Origin of the sequence: Rhizobacter sp. J219 (genome assembly GCF_024700055.1) — a bacterium.
Taxonomy (GTDB): domain Bacteria; phylum Pseudomonadota; class Gammaproteobacteria; order Burkholderiales; family Burkholderiaceae_C; genus Rhizobacter.
The window spans coordinates 74,514-96,883 of the sequence record NZ_JAJOND010000001.1 but is presented as its reverse complement, the minus strand read 5'-3'; the positions used below and the strand labels follow the sequence as shown (position 1 = coordinate 96,883).

Annotated in this window: 14 protein-coding genes; all 14 read right to left on the bottom strand. The window is 63.2% G+C overall.

Annotated elements, in window-relative coordinates; translation table 11 throughout:
* Window position 1: 1 nt before the first annotated feature.
* The 14 genes from LRS03_RS00395 to pcnB all read right to left on the bottom strand — a co-directional run bounded on the left by LRS03_RS00395 (window position 2) and on the right by pcnB (window position 22,369).
* Complete coding sequence (locus LRS03_RS00395; protein ID WP_257823344.1) at window positions 2-2,110, bottom strand: RHS repeat domain-containing protein; 2,109 nt, start codon at window positions 2,108-2,110, stop codon at window positions 2-4.
* A gap of 115 nt (window positions 2,111-2,225) precedes the next feature.
* The gene (locus LRS03_RS00390) at window positions 2,226-2,525 is read right to left on the bottom strand and encodes a hypothetical protein (protein ID WP_257823343.1); all 300 of its coding nucleotides are present in this window, start codon (window positions 2,523-2,525) and stop codon (window positions 2,226-2,228) included.
* A 3-nt stretch (window positions 2,526-2,528) separates the two neighbouring features.
* Window positions 2,529-4,679, bottom strand: coding sequence for an RHS repeat protein (locus LRS03_RS00385; protein ID WP_257823342.1), 2,151 nt, complete (start codon window positions 4,677-4,679; stop codon window positions 2,529-2,531).
* 358 nt (window positions 4,680-5,037) lie between these two features.
* The gene (locus LRS03_RS00380; RefSeq protein WP_257823341.1) at window positions 5,038-7,626 is read right to left on the bottom strand and encodes an RHS repeat protein; all 2,589 of its coding nucleotides are present in this window, start codon (window positions 7,624-7,626) and stop codon (window positions 5,038-5,040) included.
* A 79-nt stretch (window positions 7,627-7,705) separates the two neighbouring features.
* A complete protein-coding gene (locus tag LRS03_RS00375) occupies window positions 7,706-8,398 on the bottom strand; it encodes a hypothetical protein (RefSeq protein WP_257823340.1) in 693 nt (230 codons plus the stop codon).
* Entirely contained in the window at window positions 8,385-12,512 is a 4,128-nt protein-coding gene (locus tag LRS03_RS00370; protein WP_257823339.1) for an Ig-like domain repeat protein, read from the bottom strand. The genes LRS03_RS00375 and LRS03_RS00370 overlap by 14 nt, the downstream gene beginning before the upstream one ends.
* A gap of 7 nt (window positions 12,513-12,519) precedes the next feature.
* Entirely contained in the window at window positions 12,520-13,845 is a 1,326-nt protein-coding gene (locus LRS03_RS00365) for an RHS repeat domain-containing protein (RefSeq protein ID WP_257823338.1), read from the bottom strand.
* Entirely contained in the window at window positions 13,800-14,744 is a 945-nt protein-coding gene (locus tag LRS03_RS00360) for a hypothetical protein (protein ID WP_257823337.1), read from the bottom strand. Before LRS03_RS00360 ends, LRS03_RS00365 begins: the two co-directional genes overlap by 46 nt.
* 437 nt (window positions 14,745-15,181) lie before the next feature.
* A complete protein-coding gene (locus LRS03_RS00355) occupies window positions 15,182-17,710 on the bottom strand; it encodes an RHS repeat domain-containing protein (protein WP_257823336.1) in 2,529 nt (842 codons plus the stop codon).
* 343 nt (window positions 17,711-18,053) lie between these two features.
* Window positions 18,054-18,653 carry a deoxynucleoside kinase gene (locus tag LRS03_RS00350; protein WP_257823335.1) on the bottom strand — a complete coding sequence of 200 codons (600 nt, stop codon included), beginning with the start codon at window positions 18,651-18,653 and terminating at the stop codon, window positions 18,054-18,056.
* An 82-nt stretch (window positions 18,654-18,735) separates the two neighbouring features.
* The gene (locus LRS03_RS00345) at window positions 18,736-19,089 is read right to left on the bottom strand and encodes a DMT family protein (RefSeq protein ID WP_257823334.1); all 354 of its coding nucleotides are present in this window, start codon (window positions 19,087-19,089) and stop codon (window positions 18,736-18,738) included.
* Window positions 19,090-19,116: 27 nt separating this feature from the next.
* On the bottom strand, window positions 19,117-20,316 hold the full coding sequence (locus tag LRS03_RS00340; RefSeq protein ID WP_257823333.1) for a serine hydrolase domain-containing protein: 1,200 nt from the start codon (window positions 20,314-20,316) through the stop codon (window positions 19,117-19,119).
* Window positions 20,313-20,804, bottom strand: a complete 492-nt coding sequence (gene folK / locus LRS03_RS00335; RefSeq protein WP_374684968.1) for a 2-amino-4-hydroxy-6-hydroxymethyldihydropteridine diphosphokinase — start codon at window positions 20,802-20,804, stop codon at window positions 20,313-20,315. Before folK ends, LRS03_RS00340 begins: the two co-directional genes overlap by 4 nt.
* Before the next feature lie 11 nt (window positions 20,805-20,815).
* On the bottom strand, window positions 20,816-22,369 hold the full coding sequence (gene pcnB / locus LRS03_RS00330; protein WP_257823332.1) for a polynucleotide adenylyltransferase PcnB: 1,554 nt from the start codon (window positions 22,367-22,369) through the stop codon (window positions 20,816-20,818).
* Window position 22,370: the final 1 nt, after the last annotated feature.

Genomic DNA, 22,370 nt, shown 5'->3' with positions numbered 1-22,370 from the left:
CTCACTCCCTTCCGGTGGTTTGTTGCACGCGGCCGAGCGCGTCGATGCTTCTGCTGAGCTGGCGCTTGAGGGCGCCGCCCGGGTCTCGCGTGTTCTCACCGATGCGGTTGCCGGCGTTGTCGAGCACGTAGTCGATGCGGTTGCCTTTGTGGTCGTACACGGCCACTTGCCGGTGGGCGTCGTCGTAGTCGTAGCCCACCCAGCTCTGGTCGGGCAGCGTGACGCGCTTGAGCTGACCTACCGGGTCGTATTGGTAGGACGTGGTGCGCCCTCCGACCGTGGTGCTGAGCAGGCGCTGCCTGAGATCGTAGGTGTGGGTGGTGAGCACACCGTTGGGGTCCACGCTCTCGAGCACTTGGCCGTGTTTGTTGTACTTGGTGTAGCGGGTCACTCGGCCCGCCGGGTTGGTCACGGTCTGCAGGTCACCCATGAAGTGGCCTTCGGCGGCAGCACCCTCCCCCGTGAAGCTGGTGTCGCTGTAGTAGCTGTACGTCGTCGTGTCGTTGACGTCGGTTCTCGGCCCGTTCTCGGTGAGCACTTGGCCCCATTGGTTGTAGGTCCAGGTGGTGGTGCGCGCGGGAACGCCTGACTGGAGCACGGCGGCGAAGCCTGCCGCGCCGTTGGCATCGGTGGTGGCCTGCTCGACACGCTTGCACAGCACGGCGATGGGTTTGCCGTCAGGTAACAGGGCACTTGTGGGAGCACACGAGGCAACGGCCCCGCCGTTAAAGGGGTCGGGCTGGCCGTTGTAGACGTTCGTCACGATGCGGCCGGGCTCGGCCACTCGCGTCTCGATGCGCCAGTCAGGGTGCCAATGTGTGCTGGTCTTGCGGCTGCCAAGAGGAAGCGCAATACCAGGGGTGTTATATCCGCCACACGTTGTGGAACGAGCCAGCCCTTGAAGTCGCACGACCTCGAGGCCTCGGGGAACGTCATGAAACACACAGGCCCGCGTGCCATCGAAGGCGTCGATCGCCAGCGGCAAACCATCAGAACCAAAAATGGTCGAACTGGACGCAGCCTCGCAGCCGCTTCCACCAGGCTGAGACATACCAGCGAGGCGTTTGAACCCGCCATATGTCCCGAACCTGAAAGCACGCACAGTGCCTAGCGGGTCTTCCACGCGCACCTCACCGGGACCGCTGCTGTAGTCGAAGACATGGCGATTGACCATTGCACCGTCTCCACGGTGCAGCTGGGTGGTTTGCACACGGTTGTCGGAGCCGTAGGCAAACGTAGAGGTGCGGCGCGCGGTCTCGTCGAACTCGCCCGTCACCAAGGCAGGACGCCCGGCGCTCTCGTAGTCGTAGTAGTAGCCGATCGAATGGCGCACTCCCTCCACCGGAGGAAAAGAAATCGACCTCAGAACACCTGCCCCCAGGTTGAACTCATAGGTCTCACCATCGGGCCTGGAGATGCTCTGCAGAGAGCCATCCGAGCCAAGATTGAACACCAGAGAACGCCCAAAGGAATCGTCAGCCGACTGCAGCTGACCGTTGGCTCCGTAAGTGAGGCGAATGCGCGTCCCCTGGGGGCTGAAGATGGAGGTGAGCCTCCGTTGCGCATCGAATTCCCACCCGCGCAAATCGGCACTGCGATAGACAAAACCACCTTGAGCAGTTCGCACCAGGGCTTCAGGACTGTTTTGCAGCGATGTGAAGCCAGAGACAGTTTCAAGGAAGGAGGCCGTTCCGCCACCGGGAATGTCAACATTCATGACGGTGTTGGTCCCGGCCTGATTCGATGAAGTCCAGATCGTCGCGTCGTAGCTGGCTCGCCAGCCGACCACATCCGCACGGGGAGTGGGATCGTCCAGGATTGGAAGATCCGTTTCTGGCTTCGGTCGATTCAGGAGACCAAAAGGGTTCTGCTCAGCGACGGAGAAATAGCTGCGGAAAAAATGAAAACGTCTGAGCAGAGGCGCGTCGAACAGACGTGAATAGAACTTGTGTCCACTGGAGATCGCCACCGGGTTCGCGCTCTTCACGCATTGATTGATGGAGCGAGTGCAGTAGCGCTGACCCAGCGGACCCAGAAAAGGGCCTTGCTCGCCGGGCGGGCAGTAGTAGTTCTTGTATCGGTCCGCGTAAACGGTATATGTGCTGTCCACCAGTGAACCGGGCTGACCTGTGCAACCCCCGCCCGCTGTTTCACCCCTGGTACGCAGAAGGTGGTACTGATACCACCGGACATGCGTTTCCGGCGGGCTGGTGACCCATTCACCCTCAGGAGTGACTGTGGGAGATCCACACCAGAACCCGGATCTCTCGGTCATCCCCCCCAATTAGCTTGCTTACAACGTCTTCCAGCGACTTCTCGTTGTAGTACTGAAGCGTAAACGGATAACTTCCTCCGAAATACACCCAGTCTGTTGCCTCCGCCTTGACACAGAAGTTCGGAGCGCTTGGGTTGCCGGACTGCCGGCAATACGTGTCGTACTGCGCGAGCGCCGGTGTGGCAAACACGAATGTGCCCAGCAGAAATGCAGCACCCCGTGCCGCTTCAAATGAAAAACGGGCACTCATCTCTCACTCCCTGCCGATGGTTTGTTGCACGCGCCCGAGCGCATCAATGCTTCTGACGAGCTGGCGCTTCAGGGCGCCGCCTGGGTCTCGCGTGTTCTCACCGATGCGGTTGCCCGCGTTGTCGAGCACGTAGTCGATGCGGTTGCCCTTGTGGTCGTACACGGCCACCTGGCGGTGCGCATCGTCGTAGTCGTAGCCCACCCAGCTCTGGTCGGGCAGCGTGACGCGCTTGAGCTGGCCCACCGGGTCGTATTGGTAGGACGTGGTGCGCCCACCGACGGTGGTGCTGAGCAGGCGCTGCCTGAGGTCGTAGGTGTGGGTGGTGAGCACACCGTTGGGGTCCACGCTCTCGAGCACTTGGCCGTGTTTGTTGTACTTGGTGTAGCGGGTCACTCGGTCCGCCGGGTTGGTCACGGTCTGCAGGTCACCCATGAAGTGGCCTTCGGCGGCCGCACCCTCCCCTGTGAAGCTGGTGTCGCTGTAGTAGCTGTACGTCGTCGTGTCGTTGACGTCGGTTCTCGGCCCGTTCTCGGTGAGCACTTGGCCCCATTGGTTGTAGGTCCAGGTGGTGGTGCGCGCAGGAACGCCGGACTGGAGCACGGCGGCGAAGCCTGCAGCGCCGTTGGCATCGGTGGTGGCCTGCTCGACGCGCTTGCACAGCACGGCGATGGGTTTACCGTCAGGTAACAGGGCACCTGTTGGAGCACAGCTTGCTACGGCTCCACCCGCGAAGGGGTCGGGCTGGCCGTTGTAGACGCTCGTCACGATGCGGCCGGGTTCGGCGACCCTTGTCTCTAGGCGCCAATCTGGATGCCAAGCTGTACTTGTCTTCCGACCGTTTGCGGGCAACGCGGCGTTTAAGGGAGTCACGTTGCCGCATGCAACGGCATTTGAAAGTCCCTCGACCTTCGTGGTCTCGACATTTCGATTTGGATCGTGGACGTAGCAAGTACGCGTGCGATTGAAATCATCCTTACTGGCCACATTGCCGTTTGCGTCGTAAGAAATATTGCTCGTCGACGCAGTACATCCCGAGCCAGCGGGCTGTGTACTAGCGACAACCCTGGAGAAACCATTGACAAGTTCGTAGGTGGTTGTGTGAACCGATCCCGACGGATAAGTCAGCGAGACAGCCCCGCGTCCACTGGTACGGGCGTCTGCGATAGAGAACCTGTTGACACCACCGGCATACTCGGTACTAACCGCTTTTCCATCTCGGTATCCAAACGACGCGAAGCGCCGTTGCGCTTCGTCGACGATGCCAGTCAGGCGATTGACACTCACGCTTCCAGTGGAAAGTTCTGGTTCGTTCCAAACGTATGTCCTGAGGCCGCCATCCGGGTACCGGACGGTCGTCAGCTTCTGGTTGCTGTAGTTATATGTTGTTTGGACGCCCGCCGGATCGGTCAGGCCAGAAATGCCGTTCGAATCTTGCGCAAACCGCAGGGTTCGATCCCAATCGTCTTTGACGGTTGCGAGCTGGCCGTTTGAGTAAGTAAGGCTCACGCTGGCGCCGTCAACGCGCTGCACTTTTTGCAATCGGCCACCCTCATCAAACACCAAAAGCCGTCGCTCTTCCGGACGCGTCATCAACCAAGCTGGTGATCCGTTGTAGTTGATCCGAATAAGACTGTTCTTCAGATGCGGCGCGAGAGATTGCCCCGACGTCCCATCCCAGGCAAGTTCGTCACGCACCCCATCGGGCCCCGTGAAAAGAGCTTGTGCCACGGTCGGAGCCACATTGAGCAAAGGAAAACAGCTTGCGAACTTGACAGCAGGCGAACCCCACCAAACCTCCCCTGCCACGCAGCCGGAACTTAGTTCTGCCGTGGGCCCAGCAAAATCTGGCTCATATTCATGGCGAAAGCGGCCGTGCGTGCTGTTGTAGTGGCGGGTAAAAGTGAGCAAGCCGCTAGCGCTGCCGTAATCTCGCTCGCTCTGTCGTTTCGTACCGCTGGCTGGATAGATCGGGTTCCCTAAACCGCACTCAGCGGGGAGGACTCGAGTGACGGTTCTCTCGCAGCGGTTCTTAAAGACGCGCGGATCGCCATCCGTACCCGAACCTGAGATCTGGTTGACGACCACGCGGAAGTAAGGGTAGGTCGGGCAAACGTTGTTCCACGAAATGGCACCAGTGATGCCTTCGCCTTCCACTACTCCGCTTGGACTCGTCCTTGTCCAATTCCAACACCAGTCTTGAGGCTCACCCCAGTGGTACGCCGTGTTGTTGGCACAAGGATGCAGGTTGTGGAGCGAGACACAAGAATACCCAGGGTTTGCGGCACAACTTGCGGCCCACCGAGCCTGTTCTACAGCGAATTCCTGCTGTACTGATGCATATCCCTTCCCACTAATGAATGCTGGTTTGACGCTCTCAATGTAGGTTTGCGTGGTCTGTGCATGCGTTGAGATGCCGCTGCTCGCCAATGCGAACACACCTACCCATTGGACAGCCGTGACCACTACGGCGGCAAGCCGCTGCCCGACATGTACGTTGGCACTCATCGCTTCCTCACTCCCGGCCTGTGGTCTGTTGCACACGCCCAAGCGCATCAATAGTTCTGGCGAGCTGGCGCTTGAGCGCCCCGCTCGGATCCGTGGTCTGCTCGCCGATGCGGTTGCCGGCGTTGTCGAGCGTGTAGTCCGTCCGGTTGCCTCGGTGGTCGTACACGGCCACCTGCCGATGTGCGTCGTCGTAGTCGTAGCCGATCCAGCTCTGGTCGGGCAGCGTGACGCGCTTGAGTTGGCCCACCGGGTCGTATTGGTAGTTGGTGGTCTGCCCACCCACGGTAGTGCTCAGCAGTCTTTGCCTCAGGTCGTAGGTGTGGCTGGTGACCACACCGTTGGGGTCCACGCTCTCGAGCACCTGGCCGTGCTTGTTGTACTGGGTGTACCGGGTCACCCGTCCTGCCGCGTTCGCTGCCGTTTCCAGGTCACCCATAAAGTGGCCCCGCGCGCTTGCGCCTTCCCCTGTGAAGCTGGTGTCGCTGTAGTAGGTGTAGGTGGTGGTGTCGTTGATGTCGGTTCTCGGCCCGTTCTCTGTGAGCACCTGACCCCATTGGTTGTAGGTCCACGTCGTGGTGCGCGCAGGAACGCCTGCCTGGAGCACAGCGGAGAAGCCCCCGGCGCCGTTGGCATCGGTAGTGGCTTGTTCGACGCGCTTGCATAGCAGAGCGAAGGGCTTACCGTCAGGCAACAGGGCACTTGCGGGAGCACAGCTCGCAACTGCTCCACCCGCGAAGGGGTCGGGCTGGCCGTTGTAGACGCTCGTCACGATGCGGCCAGGTTCGGCCACTCGCGTTTCGATGCGCCAATCAGGGTGCCACTCGGTGCTGACCTTGCGGCTACCAATTGGCAATACGGCATTCACCGCCATCACCGCGTTGCAGTCAGCGCTACTGCTCAGGCCTTCAATCCGCGTTGTCTCAAGATGCCGCACCAGGTCATTGCCATAGCACGTGCGGAGGCCGGTAAAGCCGTCCTTGCGAACAAGGTGGATGCTGCTGTCATACACCTCGGACTCGCTCGCGGCCGGACTGCCCGCGCCTTGCGGCTGAGACCGCCCGCTGATGTATGACGTCATCCCGCGGTTGATGAAGTTCATCGTGAACTCGGACTGAAGAGGGTCGCGCACCCTGGCCGAGCCGATGAAGCTTCCTGTGGAGTTGGGGGAGTACTGGACGCTGAATCGATTGACGCCCCCCGCGAGCTCGGTGCTCAGCGCTCTTGCTCTGGTGGTGTTTTCATAGGTGTACGTGGCATACCGACTTCCCAGTTCATCGGTCACGCCGGTCAGTCGGCCGTATGGAGGCGCCTGCCCTGTGTGCTGCGGCTCGTCGTAGTGATAGAGCTGACGAGTGCCGTCTGGGTAGGTGACCGAGGTGAGGCGTTGGCATGCACCTGGATATTGGCAAACGGCCGTTGGCCCTCCATATCCGTAAGAGATGGTTTGCCCGGCCGGGTCGGTGACCGATTCGAGTTGCTTGGCCGCTGAATATGCGAACGACAGCTGACGCCCCCAGTTGTCGGTCACCGTGCTGAGCACGGTACGCGAGTAGTGCTCGTCTCCGATGGTTTGATAGCCGTAGTCGAGCTGTCTTCCATTGGCATACACACGTTTGAGGAGCCGGCCGGTCCCATCGAAGAACTCGAGCCCCGGAAAGCTGTTGCGCTTCAGGATGTAGCGAAGGGTGGGGCCCGCCCCCGATGCGATCAAGGTGCCGAGCCCGTCGATGCTCGTCATCGTGGCGGCAGTTCCGGCGAAGACGATTCGCTCGGAGTTGTCGATGCTGGCGTATGTGCCGGTGAAGCCCGGTGGGCTGTAGTACTCGAAACAATACGGTTCGAAATACGGCGACTGCGCACCGCTCGTGGGGTCGACGAAAGCCGTCTTGTAAAACGAGCTGTAGCACGCCGGCGGCCCGCCCGACGCGTAGGCCGGGCCGAAGAGCGTGGCAATGTGATTCCAGGACTGGCCGCCGTTGAAAGAACTGCCGCTCGACGCGTAAAGGCGATCGAGTGTCAGCAGACCTTTCACATCCCGATAGTCTCGAACACGGAGCCGCTTGTCTCCGGTGGCGATGTCGATCGGGTTGCCGACTTCGCTGCGCGGGCAACCTTCGGGGCACGGCGGGCGCTGCGGCTGATAAACGATGCGAGCGCAGTAGACCACCTGGTTCGGTATGGGCGACTCGGTGACAGACCTCCAATCGAATCCGTCGTTCGGGCAATCAGCGCCGGCCGATGCACGCCAAGCGCCCGTCCAGCGGCTGGTGACCTGCTCGCCCTGCGCGTTGAGGCTCACCAACTCGGTGTCTCCCAGATACCCGGCCGGGATTCCGTTCAAGGTCTGCGACGACGGGCGCAGATTGGTGATCTGGAAGCTCAGCGCGCGCTCGCCCGCGGCCTGGCGCTGCGCGAGGTTGTTGGCGGCCGCGTTTGCAGCGCACTCGCCGATCGACGCGCATCTCAGCAGGACGGGAGACGTCCACTCGGCGCTGTAGAAAAGTTGCGGCTTCACCGCAATGGTCACCTGGCTCACTCCCTCCTGCGCCCAGCATGGAGTGAGCACCATCGCGGCGACAAACAGAATCTTCTTCAAACTCCCCTCCCCTGGAACAGGTCGCAAATGTTGGAATGCAAGACCTGACCCCGGTCTTACTTTGAGCCGTCGAGTTTGCTCAGTCGTGTTGGATCCATTGCTCCAGCCATCCTTGGATTTCTAGCGTAGCTTCTGGCACAAGAACACTCGCTTGCCTACCCAGCCAACTCGCAAGCATCCCCAAGTCCCTCGGGCTCAACTGAGTCACGAGCTGCGCCCAAAGAGAGCTAAATCCTTCCATCTCTATGTGCTCAGATGCGAAATCAGAAAGATATGTTGGCAAATCGGGCGTCAAGGATCGCAAATAGCCATCCCAATCCGATGACGAATGCTTAGCCGCTAGTTCGAAGTCGATCGACGATGAGAAAGCTGAGTGTTTGTGAATGCACTCGCGAACAACAGCCGCAACTTCACCGCTCACTTCGGCATCGAGTTCTTCCCCCAACACTGATGCCTCAAGCACCGCACCTATCAGTGCGAGTGATTGCCCGTCGCGCCCAGTTGAGTCGACGGGGTCAGATCGCGCACCTTGTGCAATCGCTCTAAGCAACGCTGCCCGTGCCACTTCAAATCTTTGGGGATCGAAGTTCGCATCCCAGAAATTCTTGCTTGCGCCGAGCAATGCTTGAACTTCTCGCCTTGCAACAGCTTGAACATCTGCCCGCTGTTTAAGCGGGACTTCGAGGCTCGCGAGTTGCCAATACGGAAGAAACCAGTCGCTGCTCAGCAACAGCAGCGATGTGTCGAAGTTTTCATCTTCAAGGATTGCCATTACTTCCTCTAGGTGCTCTAGGAATAGGTCTCGTCGCGATAGCCCACGCATCTGGCGGGATCTTGCATTTCAGTGCGATTGCCTCCCGAATGAGCTTCCTGAGGCGCTGCTGCCATCCGTCCACGGCCTTGAGGTGACCCACCCATGACGTGCCAGAACATCCAGCCGCGAGCGCGGGGTTTGGCACCCAGAAGGCGAGTCGGTACATATCGCATTTGTCCAGCAGCAGATCTCCAATCCGTCCGTTGATGACTTGCATCGCAGCGTGAATCTCCGCAAGCTTCTCGCGACACCTCTCGTCATTGTCAACTGTGCATGCGTCATAGATAACCGCTGCGGCAAGGAGAGCTACGGCAACGGCATCCGCCGGACCAGGTTCAGGGCCATCTGCAAGAGCTACTGCACCTGCCGTAGGCAATATCCGAGACAAAACAGAAGGAGGCGGTTTCAGTCCCAAAGGGTCAGACAAAGCGATCGGATTCCCACCCACATAGCTAAAGGTGTTGATGCCACCAGCCAGTCCAATCGGATCGCTTTGAGCATATCGCCCGGTCGTCGAGTCGTAGTCCCGGAAGTAGTTGTAGTAGAGCCCGCTCTCTGCGTCGGCGTACTGGCCGGGGAACCTCAGGTTCTGAGTGAGGCTTCCGAGGTTGCTGAGGTTGTCCTCAGGCGCAGTCGTCCCGAAGGGCTCGGCCATCCACCTCCAGCGGACGTTGTTGGCCGTATCGGTCGCAATGCGCGGCGTGTCCAGATGATCCGTGTGGAAGTAGTACACCGTCGGATCGTTGGTGCCGTTGGGCACAAACATCGCAATCGGCGTGGACCCCAGCCACACGTACTCTCGTAGTGCGGCTCCGGTGTTGGAGTATTCGCCCAGCAACTGGCCTTGCTGGTCATACACGAAGACTGTCGTGCTGCTCGCCCCCGTGGAGCCGAACTTCCTCACCCGCTGCCCGAGCCCGTTGTAACTGTAGGTGGTGGTGACACCCGCCTTGGTCAGCGTACTCAGCCGCCCCGCCGCGTCATACGTGCTCGTATAGCCCGCCGTATCACTCGTGGTGTTGCCCGCGTTGTCGTACCCGAAGCTCCGGGCCGGGTTGGTGATGCTGTTGAGCCGGTTGCTGGTGGTCGAGGTGGTGTAGGTGCTGGGCGTGCCGTTGAGGGTCACGCTGGTGCGGTTGCCGTTGGCGTCGTAGCCGATGCTCCAGCTGGCGGTGGCCGTGGTGATGGTGGTCAGCCGGCCGTTCTCGTCGTACCCGAAGCTCTGGTTGAGGCTCGTCTGCGCGGCGCCGGTGGTGGCGTCGTAGTGGCTGTAGCTGGTGATGCGGTCGGCTGCGTCGTAGGTGAGGTCGCGCAGCACGTTGCCGAGTCGATAGCGGGTGAGGCGTGCGCTCAGGTCATAGCGACGTTCGCTGACCTGGGTGCTGCCGCCGGCCAGGTGCCACTGCCAGCGCTTGATGGCGCCGAAGGGTTCGAACTCGATGCCGCTCACGAGCGTGGCGGCGGTGCTGCCGGCGTTGCGTGCGAGGCTGACAGAGCTGACCTGCCCATCGGTGTGGCCGAAGCTGACCTGGGCACCGCTCGGGTAGGTGATGCGGGTGAGGTTGCCGGCCGCGTCGTACTCGTAGCCGACGGTGTTGACGATCTGGGTGGCGTTGGCGCCGGCCGCGGCGTCGACGCGCTGGATGTCGGTGGTGAGCCGGCCTTGGGCGTCGTAGGCGTACTGGGTGCTGCCGGCCGGGTGGGTGGTGCTGGTGAGGCGCCCGATGCCGTGGCTGAAGCCGGCGCCGGTCTGGTCATACGTCCAGCCGAAGGTCTGGCTGTTCATGCCGGTCTTGGTGTGGGCCGCTTGCGTGAGCCGGTTGGCTTCGTCGTAGCTGTAGGTCGTGAGGACGCTGCGGCTGTCGGTGCGGGTCTTGAGGTTGCCGGCTTCGTCGTAGGTGTGGGTGGCGGTGCCCGTGTCGGGGCTGATGAGGCTGGTCGCGTCGCCCAGGCCGTTGCGCGGGTACTGGGTGACCAGCAGCCGCGGGTCGGTGACCTTGTTAAGCCGGTCGCCGCCGTCGTATTCGAAGCGGGTGATGCCGTTCTTGGGGTTGGTGGTGTCTTTGACCCGCGAGAGGCTGTCGTAGCTGGCCCTGGTCTCGAAGTTGAAGCCGCTCACGCCGGGGGCTTGCACAGCCTTGGTGGGGTTGCCCTTGGCGTCGTACTCGTAGTTGACGACCGGGGTGGTGGAGGTGGGCGGCACGGGGCCGGGCTCGACCTGCACGGTGACGGTGCCGGCGTTGCTGGCGCCATTGTTGGCGTCTCCGGCATAGGCGGCGGTGATGGTGTGGGCGCCGATGACGGTGAAGGTCGGGCTGAAGCTGGCCGCGCCGTTGACGACGTTGGCGGTGCCAAGGGTGGTGCTGCCTTCTCGGAAGGTGACGGTGCCGCTGGGGTTGGCGCCGTCGATGGCGGCCGTCAGCGGAACGGGCTGGCTCTGGTGGGCACGGGTGAGCGTGCTGGTGAGCGTGGTGGTGGTTGGCCGCTGGGTGACGGTGAGTACGGCCGCAGGCGAGGTGCTGGAGCCGTTGGCGGTGTCGCCCCAGTACTGGGCGGTGAGGCTGTGGGCGCCGGTGGAGCCGAAGGGCACGCTCAGGGTGGCTTGCCCGCCAGACACGGCGGACTGGCCGAGGACGGTGGTGCCGTCGAGGAAAACGACGGTGCCGCTTGGGCTGCTGCCGGTGATGGTGGCGGCCAGGGCCGCGGTCGAGCCGGCGGTCACGCTGCCGGGTGAGACGGTGAGCGCGGTGCTGGTGGGCGCGGTGGCGGTGATGGTCTGGTTGACGGCGGCCGAGGTGCTGCTGGTGTTGTTGGTGTCGCCGTTGTAGACGGCGGTGAGGCTATGAGCGCCGGTGGTGGTGAAGCTGGTGGTGGCGCTCGCCTGGGTGCCGTTGAGGGGGACGGTGCCGAGCGGGGTGGCACCGTCACGGAAGGTGACGCTGCCGGTGGGGGCGAGACCGTTGCTGACGTTGGCCGTCAGGGTGACGATCTGCGTGGCACCCGCGGTGCTCGGGGTGCTGCTCAGGGTGGTGGTGGTGCTGCGCGGCGCGATGACGAGCGTCGTCGCAGGCGAGGTGCTCGCCTGTGTTTGTGAGTTGGCGACCGTTTGTGCGACCAGCGAGTGGCTGCCGGCGACCGTCGCGGGCGCTGCGGTCGCGGGCAAGGTGATGGTGCCGCGGAAGGTGGTGGGGTTGCTCGCGACGTAGCTCAGGGTGCCGGTGCCGACGGTGGCACCGTTTTCGGTGATGGTGGCCGAGCTGACCGAGGCGTAGATGGAGGGTGAGGTGGCGGTGACGGTGCAGGCCACCGCGGTGGCCACGGGGGACGGCGTCGGACACGTCAGCTGGGTGCTCACGGGCGCTGGGCTCACCGTGCCGGCGATGGCGCTCGAGGTACTGGGCGCATAGGTGGCGTCCCCCACGTAAGAGGCCGACAGGGACATGGTCGGCGATGTGGAGTTGATGACCCAGGTACCGGTGGCCACACCAGAGCCGTTCAGGGTGCCCTGCGCGACGTATGAGCCGTTGTTGTTGAAGCGCACGACGCCGGTGGGCGTGGTGGCGCCGGTGACCGTGGCGCTGAAGCTGACGGTCTGCCCGATGTAGGCGGCCGTCGGGCTCGCGGTCACCGTGGTGGTGGTTGGCGCACGCGTGTAGACGTTGAGGATGACGGGAGCGGAGGTGCTGGCCGCGTTGGTGCTGTTGCCGGCGTAGCGGGCGGTGAGGCTGTGATCCCCCGTGGCAGTGAAGGAGTAGCTGGTGCTGGCCGTGCCCCCGGAGAGGTTGAAGTAGAACAAGGCCTGCGCACCGTCGTACACGGTCACCGAGCCGGTGGGGCTGCTGCCGGTGACTCTCGCGGTGATGGTGAAGGTCTGGCCGGCGTAGACGCTCGAGGGGTTCGCCGTGAGGGTCGTCGTGGTGGCGGTCTGTGCGAGCGCAGTACCGGCGATGAACCATAGCCCTAGGACGGCGAGGCTTCGCTTGGCGCGCCCGAGGGCGAGCCGGGCACTCGCCAGCACGGCACACGTTTGGACGAAGCGCCACACGGGCGCGCTTTGCATCATCGAGTTCATCGCTTCCTCACTCCCTGCCTGTGGTCTGTTGCACGCGTCCAAGCGCGTCGATGCTTCTGGCGAGCTGCCGCTTGAGGCTGCCGCTCGGGTCTCTGGTCTGCTCACCGATGCGGTTGCCCGCGTTGTCCAGCGTGTAGTCGGTCCGGTTGCCCCGGTGGTCGTACACCGCGGTCTGGCGATGCGCCCCGTCGTAGTCGTAGCCCACCCAGCTCTGGTCGGGCAGCGTGACGCGCTTGAGTTGACCCGCCGCGTCGTACTGGTAGCTCGTGGTCTGGCCCGCCGTTGTGGTGCTCAGCAGGCGCTGCCTCAGGTCGTAGACGTTCTGGGTGACCACGCCGTTGGCATCGATGCTTTGCAGCACGTTGCCGTGTTTGTCGTACTGGGTGTACCGGGTCACCTGGCCTTTGGCGTTGGTGATGGTGTGCAGGTCACCCAGGGTGTGGCCGACCGCATGGGGGTCGGCTCCGCTGAAGGCGGTGTCGCTGTAGTAGGCGTAGCTGGTCTGGCGGTTCAGCGGGTCGCGTTCGGTGAGCACCTGGCCATGTTGGTTGTAGGTCCAGCTGTGCACTCGGTTGGCAACGCCGGCTTGCAGCGCGGCGGCGAAGCCTTGTGAGCCGTTGGCATCGGTGGTGGCCTGCTCGACCCGCTTGCACACCACGGCGATGGGCTTGCCGTCAGGTAACTGAGCACTTGCCGGGGCGCAGCTCGCGGTCGTGTTGGCGTTGAAGGGGTCCGGCTGGCCGTTGTAGACGATGGTGGTGATGCGCCCGGGTTCGGCCACCCGGGTCTCAAGCCGCCAATCCGGGTGCCATTGGGTGCTGGTCTTGCGGCCAGGACTGCCTGTATGCAGGACGGGACACGCGTAGTGCCAGGTAGCCCAGCCCAGGGGAGCGCCGCTCTGCGACCCATCGAACGGGGTCTGCGACCAGCAGGTTCCACCCGTGCAACTGCTGCCGTACCCACTGCTGTAGTACGCAGATCCGCTTGGGCAACTGGGCGGCGCAGCCGCCGGCATTGCCGCCGTCTCAAGATTGGGCGGGCAGCTTTGCGTGCCGGCATAGCCCTCGACACGCACCGTCTGCAGGTTGCGGCTCAGGTCGTTTGCGTAGCAGGTGCGTTTGCCGTTGTGGTCGTCCCGGCTGGTGAGGTTGCCTTGGGTGTCGTAGGCGTAGTTCGAGGTGACCGCCGCACTGCCTGCCCCTGCAGGCTGGGCGATGCCGGTGAGCACTTGGCGGGCGTTCTGGATGCTGCCGAAGTTGTAGGTGCGCTGGCTGCCCAGCGGATCGGTCACCGTCTTGGGGTAGTTGGCGAAGATGTATTGGTTGACGTCCACACCGCCTCCGGCGTGGTGCCGTTCCGGCTCACCTGGTTGCCAGGGCCGTAGACGTAGGTGGCGTAGCGGTGGCCGAGTTCGTCGGTGATGCCGGTGAGTTGGTGAATGGGGACCGCGTTGGTGCCCGGGTAGTACACCGATTCGTAGTGGTACTGGCGGTCCAGGGGCGTGCCGGGGTAGCGCACGCCGCTCAGGTTGAGCCTGGGGTCATAGCTGTACTCGTAGATCGCTCCAGCGGGGTCGACCATGCGGGCAACACGTTGCTGTGCGTTCCGTTCCCACCTCAGGCTGCGGCCGAAGTCGTCGCTCCACGTGGTCACGCCGTTGCCGAGGTCAGCTGCCGTGTGGGCCCGGCCGTCGTGGCGCACGCGCTTGAGCAGGCGCCCCGTCGCACCGTAGACCTCAAGGTGGTTGTCTTCTCGCCAGACATGCCATTCGGTCTGGCCTTGCGGCGTGGTCGCGCGTGCGATGCGCTCTCGGGCGTAGGTCGGCAGAGTCGGCGCGCTGGCCGCCGTGCTGGCCACCAGGTTGCCTCCCCTGGCGTCCTGCAGACGGATCTGCGGGGTGCCGATGCCTACGTAGCGGAAGCAGTGCTCCCGCTGCACCGGGCCAGATTGCTGGGGGTGGTCGTAGATCGCCGGCAAGCACCCGTCCAGCGGGCCTCGGCTGGCCAGGTCGAACAGGCGGCGCTCTTGGGTGGTGGTGAACTTGCCGGACTTGCCCCGGAACGTGCGTACATAGTCCAGGCCGCTCGGGCCGCGGTAGTCGGGCTCAACCTGGATCTTCTCGCCCTTGGACACCAGCACTGGGTTGCCGACCTGGCACGTGTCGCACGGCTCTTCGTCGGGGTAGTAGATCGCGCAACTGACAAAAACTTCTGTCGAAGACAGATAGGTCAAGCCAGGAGTGATGCCCTGAGGACATTTAGGGGCCAAGTAGGCCGTTTGATGCCACTCCGTGTATCCATAGCCACAGTAGCCAGGCGACGGAGGACTAACCCAGCCCGCATACTGGAATCTGTGACCCCACATGCCTCGCACGCCGTTGTAGTCATAGATGAAGGTTGGGGGCATGGAATCGAACGGCGACGGCCCCGTGTCCGAAAACCTTCCCCAACACGGGCTTCCTGCATTCGCGCTTAAGACGTTGGCGTCAAAAGCGGCCGCTGCCTCCTGAATTGAATCGAAATGCACTACACCGGCCTGGATGTGCGTATACCCAAGCATCTTGGGCTCGACGTAGATGTAGCCAGACCAGACGGGCGCGACCATGGAAGACAAGAGCGCCACTGCGATAGCGCGACCCACGCTCTTGAGTACCGCAACTTGCATATCTCTTACTCCCTGCCTGTGGTTCGTTGCACGCGCCCGAGCGCATCAATGCTTCTGACGAGCTGACGCTTGAGGTTGCCGCCCGGGTCTCGCGTGTTCTCACCGATGCGGTTGCCCGCGTTGTCGAGCACGTAGTCGATGCGGTTGCCTTTGTGGTCGTACACGGCCACCTGGCGGTGCGCGTCGTCGTAGTCGTAGCCCACCCAGGTCTGGTCGGGTAGCGTCACCCGCGTGAGCTGGCCTGCCAGGTCGTATTGGTAGCGCGTGGTCTGCCCGCCCGTGCTGGTGCTCAGCAGGCGCTGCCTCAGGTCGTAGGTGTTGGTGGTGACCACGCCGTTGGGGTCCACGCTCTCTAACAGTTGCCCGTGCTTGTTGTACTTGGTGTACCGCGTGGATTGGCCAGCCGCGTTGGTCACGCGCTCCAGGTCACCCATGAAGTGACCTTCTGCCGCCGATCCCTCGCCGGTGAAGCTTGTGTTGCTGTAGTACGCGTAGCTGGTGCTGTCGTTGATGTCAGTGCGTGGGCCGTTCTCGCTCAGCACCTGGCCCCATTGGTTGTAGGTCCACGTGCTCACTCGGTCGGGCACGCCGGCTTGCAGCGTTGCACCGAAGCCCGCGGATCCGTTTGTATCTGCCGTCGCTTGCTCCACCCGCTTGCACAGCACCGCGATCGGTTTACCGTCAGGTAACAGGGCACTTGCCGGGGCACAGTTTGCCACCGCATTGCCGTTGAACGGGTCGGGTTGGCCGTTGTACACGCTCGTCACGATGCGACCGGGTTCGGCAACCTTCGTCTCAAGACGCCAGTGAGGGTGCCATTGGGTGCTGGTCTTGCGGCTGTCAGCAGGAAGCACTGCACCTACGGAAACCAACGCACCGCATGCTTGACCAGCGACCAATCCCTCAACGCGAACAGTCTCCAAACTACGAGAGGAATCATTGGCATAGCAAACACGCTTCCGATTGAAATCGTCCCGGCTTGCCACGTTCCCGTTGCTGTCATACCCGACGTTCGCGTAGCTCGCAGCACAACCAGAGCCCTCAGGCTGGTAGACCCCGTCGGGAGCATTCAAGACGCCTGTGAAGGTATAGCGGCGCACACTACCTAGAGGGTCCAGAATGCCGCCACCCGTGACGCTGTATCGGTCTATCCCATTCGCCAGTTCGGAACTCAGGACCGTTCCATCCCTGCTGTAGACAACCCGCTTGTACTCTTTTCCGAGAACTTCGTCAATGACGGCCGTGAGTCGAGTTGCCCACTGGCTTGAGTTTGAAGCAGGGTTCGAGTAATCCCAGTCAGGGCTCCGATACTCGACAAACTGTTGGTCCTGAAAACGAACCCGCACGAGACTCGTAAACGTGCTGTTTTGTTGCCAGTTTTGGCGAAGATCCTGGCGCCTAGGCTTGTAGTCATAGCGAATCATCGCGCCACTTGGATCGCTTAGCGAGACTAAGTGATCATCTTCACCGTAGCCAAATGTGAGAGTTCGACCCGACGCGTCTTGCACTACTGCAATGCCAGCGCCTCCGTAGCTCAAACGAATGGAGCGGCCTGTCGCCGATACCACCGTCGTCGGCAGACCTCCAACAAAGCGGATCAACTCGTTGTTGGCAGAGTAGTAGTCATATGTGCCCGGTGACGATTCCACTAGTCGAGCTTGCTGAGACGTCTTCAGAGGCAAAAGGACACGTGGGAATCCAGAACCAGAAGCAAGTTGGAAATGCTGCAGAGCCTCCGTTCCCCACATCAACCACACCGAATGTTCAGTGACAAAGAGCCCGCCTGCGTAGTTGTGAGTCCAGGGAGTTCCCAGGCCGTGCCAAAGGTTGCCAGCGAACCCGGGCGGGTACGCGAACCCTTCACTCCGATAGTGGCGAACGAATCGAAGGCTTTGATTGGCAACTGATTTGTAGTCTTCCTCCCGAAAGACCTTTGCCAAGGAAGGGACCGCAATCGGATTACGCGTAAGGCATTCTTGATTCCGACGGGGGCGGGTACAGAGAGTCTGGTCAGCAAAGTACTGATGTGTCCAACCCAATTCGCAGTATGCGCTGCGCCACTTGGAAAGCAGGGAAGTTACCGTCTGGGGTGTTTGACAGTTCCGGCTAAAACTGTAGGTCAAGTGGTTGAGCTTGCCCCCTTCTAAGTCCGGAAGCCACGCCCAACTCGGCCCGCTGCCTGCGTCAACCCAACCGCTTTCCGACACCAGACGACCCGCATCACAGCAGTCTGGGCACTTGGCAGCAATCAACTCGCCCATCTCGCCTTTTGCGCCATCCTCGTCCAGGAAAATGCTTGTGGTTTCGTATGGCCCTGTAGCTCGGTACTTGAATGGCTCAATGATGTGCGGGCGATATGTGCACTCAACGGCGCCGTTGATTCTCCGGTCGGCACATTGATCGCGGATATCAGCTGCAAGTGCAACGCCCGCGAATCCGGCGAGCGTAAAGGTCACACAGATCGTGGTGGCACCAAGCAGGCGAGCAGCGACCGAATTGGTTCGGCGTACGCCGAGCAGACTCCAGAGGACCATGCCCCCCTCCCTAACCCATGTTCTGATGAGCCGCGTTGAACCCAGCAACTCGGTGAGCCCATTTTCAAGCCCGCGGCAATGTACTTGGCTCTGTCGACAAGGGTCAATCACCCCAGAGAGGAATTTCCTATCCCCCAAAGTTCTGCGAGGGCGACTCCCGGCCTACCACCTCGATGAGAGATAGATCACCTCGACATCCACCTTGAGCACGCGGTCGGTGGAGTGTCCGCCCGGGATGCCAATCTCGATTGGTGCGCCGCTTTTGCCCGTTTGCAAGCCATCTCTGTCGGGCAGCACTTCACCGACACACGTTGCCGCTTAAATTTGCAGATGCAAGTGGCGCTTAACCTTTAATCTTGCTCTCGTCGCGCGCAGCGCAACTTCGCAGGTCGAAGACAACGCGAGAACCTCGCAGGTCTCTGAGAGATTCGAGAAACATTTGGAAATCAGACTCTTCGGCTATCGGATTGAAGTTCTCGCTATTCACCACCATCAGCGGCGCCCCATCGAAGCTCTGGAAGTAGTCGGCATACGCGTCGCACAGCTTCTGCAGGTACTCGGGCGCGATGCGCTGCTCCATCGCGATGCCGCGCTGCTTGATGCGCTGGATGAGCGTGGGCGGTGTCGCCTGCAGCCAGATGACGAGGTCGGGTTGGGGCAGTTGTGCCGACACCTGCGCGTACATCTGCTGGTAGAGGTGGTACTCCTCATCCGAGAGGTTCATGCGCGCAAAGAGCGCATCCTTGGCGAGCATGAAATCGCTGACCACCGCGGGTGCCAGCAGGCCGGGCTGGGCCAGTTCGCGCACCTGGCGCATGCGCTGGAAGAGGAAGAACACCTGCGTCTGGAACGCATAGCCCGGCACGTCGGCGTAGAAGCGCTCGAGGTACGGGTTTTCGTCGGCCCGCTCGAGCATCAGCTCGGCGCGCAGGTGAGCGGCCAAGCGGCGCGCGAGCGGCTCTTGCCCGCACCGATCGGACCTTCGATGGCGATGTGGCGGAAACGTTCGAGACCTTGTTCTGCCATCAGTTGCGGAAGATAAAGTACACCGCGCCGACCAGGCACAGCCCGGCCCAGACGTAGTCGAGCTTGAAGGGCTCTTTCATGTAGAACATCGCAAAGGGCACGAAGACCGCGAGCGTGATCACCTCCTGCGTGATCTTGAGTTGCGCGAGCGTGAAGCCGCCGCTGTAGCCGATGCGGTTGGCCGGCACCTGCAGCAGGTACTCGAAGAGCGCAATGCCCCAGCTCACCAGCGCGGCGATGTACCAGGGGCTCGTCGCCAGGCTCTTTAAGTGGCCGTACCAGGCGAACGTCATGAAGACGTTCGAGGCCACAAGCAGCACCACGGTCTGCAACGGAATCGAAATGCCGGTCATGTCGAGTTGCCCTCCTCTGCCTTCACCTCAATCGCCGATGGCACCGTAGACCAGGTTGCGGAACAGCGCCCGCACCTCGTCGCGCTGCCCCGGCGCCTGCACCATCAGCACGGCGTGCATCTCTTCGGCTGGGTCGACCCAGAAGGTGGTACCGGCCATGCCACCCCAGAAATACGAGCCGGCGGAGCCGGCCACCGGCGCAATGCCCGCCTGCAGACGGACAGCAAAACCCAGGCCAAAGCCATGCCCAGCCGGCAGCAGGTCGTTGACGCTCGGGATCGTGCCCAGGTGGTCGCTCGTCATCAGCTCGACGGTCTTGCGGCTGAGCAGGCGCTGCCCATCGAGCAGGCCGCGGTTCAGCAGCATCTGCGTGAAGCGGGCGTAGTCGGTGGCGGTCGAGACCAGGCCGCCGCCACCCATGTCCATGGCCACCGGGTCGCGCACGTCGAGCACGCGCACGTCGGCGCCGGTGTCCGGGTCTTTGGCGAACGGCTCGGCCAGGCGCTCGTGCGACACGCTCGGCACGTGGAATCCGGTGTCGACCATGCGCAGCGGCCCGAAGATGCGCGCGGCAAAGAAGTCGCGCAGCGGCTGACCCGACACCACTTCCACGAGCCGGCCCAGCACGTCGGTGGCGCGGCTGTAGTCCCACACCGTGCCGGGCTGGTACATCAGCGGGAGCTTTGCCAGCGCCTGGCTGAACTCGTCGTTCGTCCAGTCGCGACGGTAGATCTTGGCGCGGGCGTACAGCTTGCGGATCGGCGCCTCGGCGAGGATCTCGTAGGTCAGGCCCGAGGTGTGGCGCAGCAAGTCCTGCACGGTGATGGCGCGCTCAGCGGGCACGTTGTCGATCTGGCCGTCCGCACGCACCACGCCGACCTGGGTCGACGCGAATTCGGGCAGGTACTTCGCCACCGGGTCATGCAGGAAGAGACGCCCTTCCTCGAACAGCATCATCACCGCCACCGACACGACGGGCTTGGTCATCGAGTAGATGCGGAAGATGCTGTCGCGCTGCATCGGGTCGGCGAGCGCCGGGTCACGCCGGCCCAGGGCCTCGAAGTAGGCGAGCTTGCCGCCCCGCACGACCATCGCCACCACGCCGGGCAGCCGCTGGCGGTCGATCTGCTCCTGGAAGGCGGCCGTCAGCCGCGCCAGCCCTTCGGGCCGGAAACCGGCCTCCTGCGGCGACGCACGCTCGGGCAGGCGGGTGCGGGTCATGTTCATGCGGTCTCCAGTCTGGTGATGGGTTGCGCCGCCACGAGCGGCAGCAGCGAGGCGATCGACCCGTGCCCGCCGATCACCAGGCCGTCACCGGCCAGCTCGGCCAAGGGCCGCAGCACGAACGCGCGCTGGTGCATGCGCGGGTGCGGCACGGTGAGGTCGTCGGAGGCGATCTCGCGGTCGCCGTACAGCAGCAGGTCGAGGTCGAGCGTGCGCGGCGCGTTCTGGTAGGGCCGCTCGCGGCCGAACTCGGCCTCGATGGCCTGCAGCTGCGCGAGCAGCTCGTACGCGCTCAGGGTGGTGTGCAGCGCCACCACGGCGTTGACGAACTCGGGGCCCTCGGCGTCGATAGGCGCGCTGCGGTACAGGGCCGAGACGGCCTCGACGCGGCTGGCGGGCATGCGGGCCAGCGCCTCGATGGCGGTGCGCACGGTGTCGGCCGGATCGCCCAGGTTGGCCCCCAAGCCGACGTAGGCGAGCAACGGCACCACGTCGCGGCGCGTCAGCCGTTGGACGACGGTGCGGCGTCGCCCGAGGCGCCTGCGGGTTTGCGGCGGCGCCGGCGGCGCTTGCGCGGGGCGTCGGCACTGCCCTCCACAGGCTCGCTGTCACCCTCGGCCTCGGCAGCGGTCGGAGCAGCCGGTGCCGCCGCGGACGGCGCGCGCCGGCGCGGCCCACCGTGGCCCTGGCCGCGCAGCTGGTCCATGAGGCGCGTGCGCTTGTCTTCGTCGGCGAGCGAAAACTCTTCCCACCAGCGGGCGAGTTCGGGGTCGGCCTCGCCGGCGTCGGCCCGCAGCCGCAGGAAGTCGAAGCCGGCACGAAAGCGCGGTTGCTCCACCAGCGAAAACGGCCCGTTGCCGGTGCGCCGCTCGAAGCGCGGCTGCATGAGCCAGATCTCGCGCATGTCGGCGGCGAGCTTGCCGCGGCCGGAGATGTCGCCAATGCGTGCATCGAACACCGCATCGACCGACTGCTGCAGCGCCGGGAACGGGGCCTCGCCCTTCTTCTTCAACTTCTCCCAGCGGTCGAGCACGTCGTGCCACAGCATGCAGGCGAGCATGAAGCTTGGTGCCACGGGCTTGCCTTCGTTGACGCGCCGGTCGGTGTCCGACAGGGCCAGCTCCACGAACTTCTGCCGCTCGGGGTGCTTGTTGGCATCGGCCAGCACCACGTCGAGGATGGGGAAGACGCCGGTGCGCTCGCCCACCAGGCCCTGCTTGCGCAGCTCTTCGATGCTCGCGAGCGCATGGCCCGTCTGCAGCAGCTTGATCATCTCGTCGAAGGTGCGCGAGGCGGGCACGTCGTCGAGCAGGCCGGCCAGTTCGCGGATCGGCGCACGCGTCTTCGGGTCGATTGAAAAACCGAGCTTGGCCGCGAAGCGCACCACACGCACGATGCGCACCGGGTCTTCGCGGTAGCGCGTGACCGGGTCGCCGATCATGCGCAGGACCTTCTTCTTCGCGTCCTTGATGCCGCCGTGGTAGTCGACAACGATCTGCCTTTGCGGGTCGTAGTACATCGCGTTGACGGTGAAGTCGCGGCGCGCGGCATCTTCGATCTGCGGTCCCCAGACGTTGTCGCGCAGCACCCGGCCGCTCGCGTCGACCGCATGGTGCTTGTCGGCCAGTTCGGCCTTCGAGGTCTTTTCGTTGCCGGCGACCTGCTCCGAGGCCGACGCATCGAGCATCGCCCGGAAGGTCGACACCTCGATCACCTCGTGCTCGCGCCCACGCCCGAACACCACGTGCACGATGCGGAAGCGCCGTCCGATGATGAAGGCGCGGCGGAACAGGCCCTTGACCTGCTCCGGCGTGGCGTTGGTGGCCACGTCGAAGTCCTTCGGGCGCAGGCCCAGCAGCAGGTCGCGCACCGCCCCACCGACGATGTAGGCCTCGTAGCCGGCATCGGCCAGCGTCTTGACCACGCGGATGGCGTTGTCGTCGACGAGCTTCAGATCGATGTTGTGCTCGGACAGCGGCACCTCGACCCGCTTGCCCTTGGGGATGGCGGGCTTGGCGCTCTTGCCGAGCAGCCTGTCTATGAATTTCTTGATCATC

Coding starts and splice junctions, on each gene's coding strand:
- LRS03_RS00390 (WP_257823343.1), bottom strand. CDS start 2,525: ATGAGTGCCCGTTTTTCATTTGAAGCGGCACGGGGTGCTGCATTTCTG.
- LRS03_RS00375 (WP_257823340.1), bottom strand. CDS start 8,398: ATGGCAATCCTTGAAGATGAAAACTTCGACACATCGCTGCTGTTGCTG.
- LRS03_RS00370 (WP_257823339.1), bottom strand. CDS start 12,512: ATGAACTCGATGATGCAAAGCGCGCCCGTGTGGCGCTTCGTCCAAACG.
- LRS03_RS00355 (WP_257823336.1), bottom strand. CDS start 17,710: ATGGTCCTCTGGAGTCTGCTCGGCGTACGCCGAACCAATTCGGTCGCT.
- LRS03_RS00345 (WP_257823334.1), bottom strand. CDS start 19,089: ATGACCGGCATTTCGATTCCGTTGCAGACCGTGGTGCTGCTTGTGGCC.
- LRS03_RS00340 (WP_257823333.1), bottom strand. CDS start 20,316: ATGAACATGACCCGCACCCGCCTGCCCGAGCGTGCGTCGCCGCAGGAG.
- pcnB (WP_257823332.1), bottom strand. CDS start 22,369: ATGATCAAGAAATTCATAGACAGGCTGCTCGGCAAGAGCGCCAAGCCC.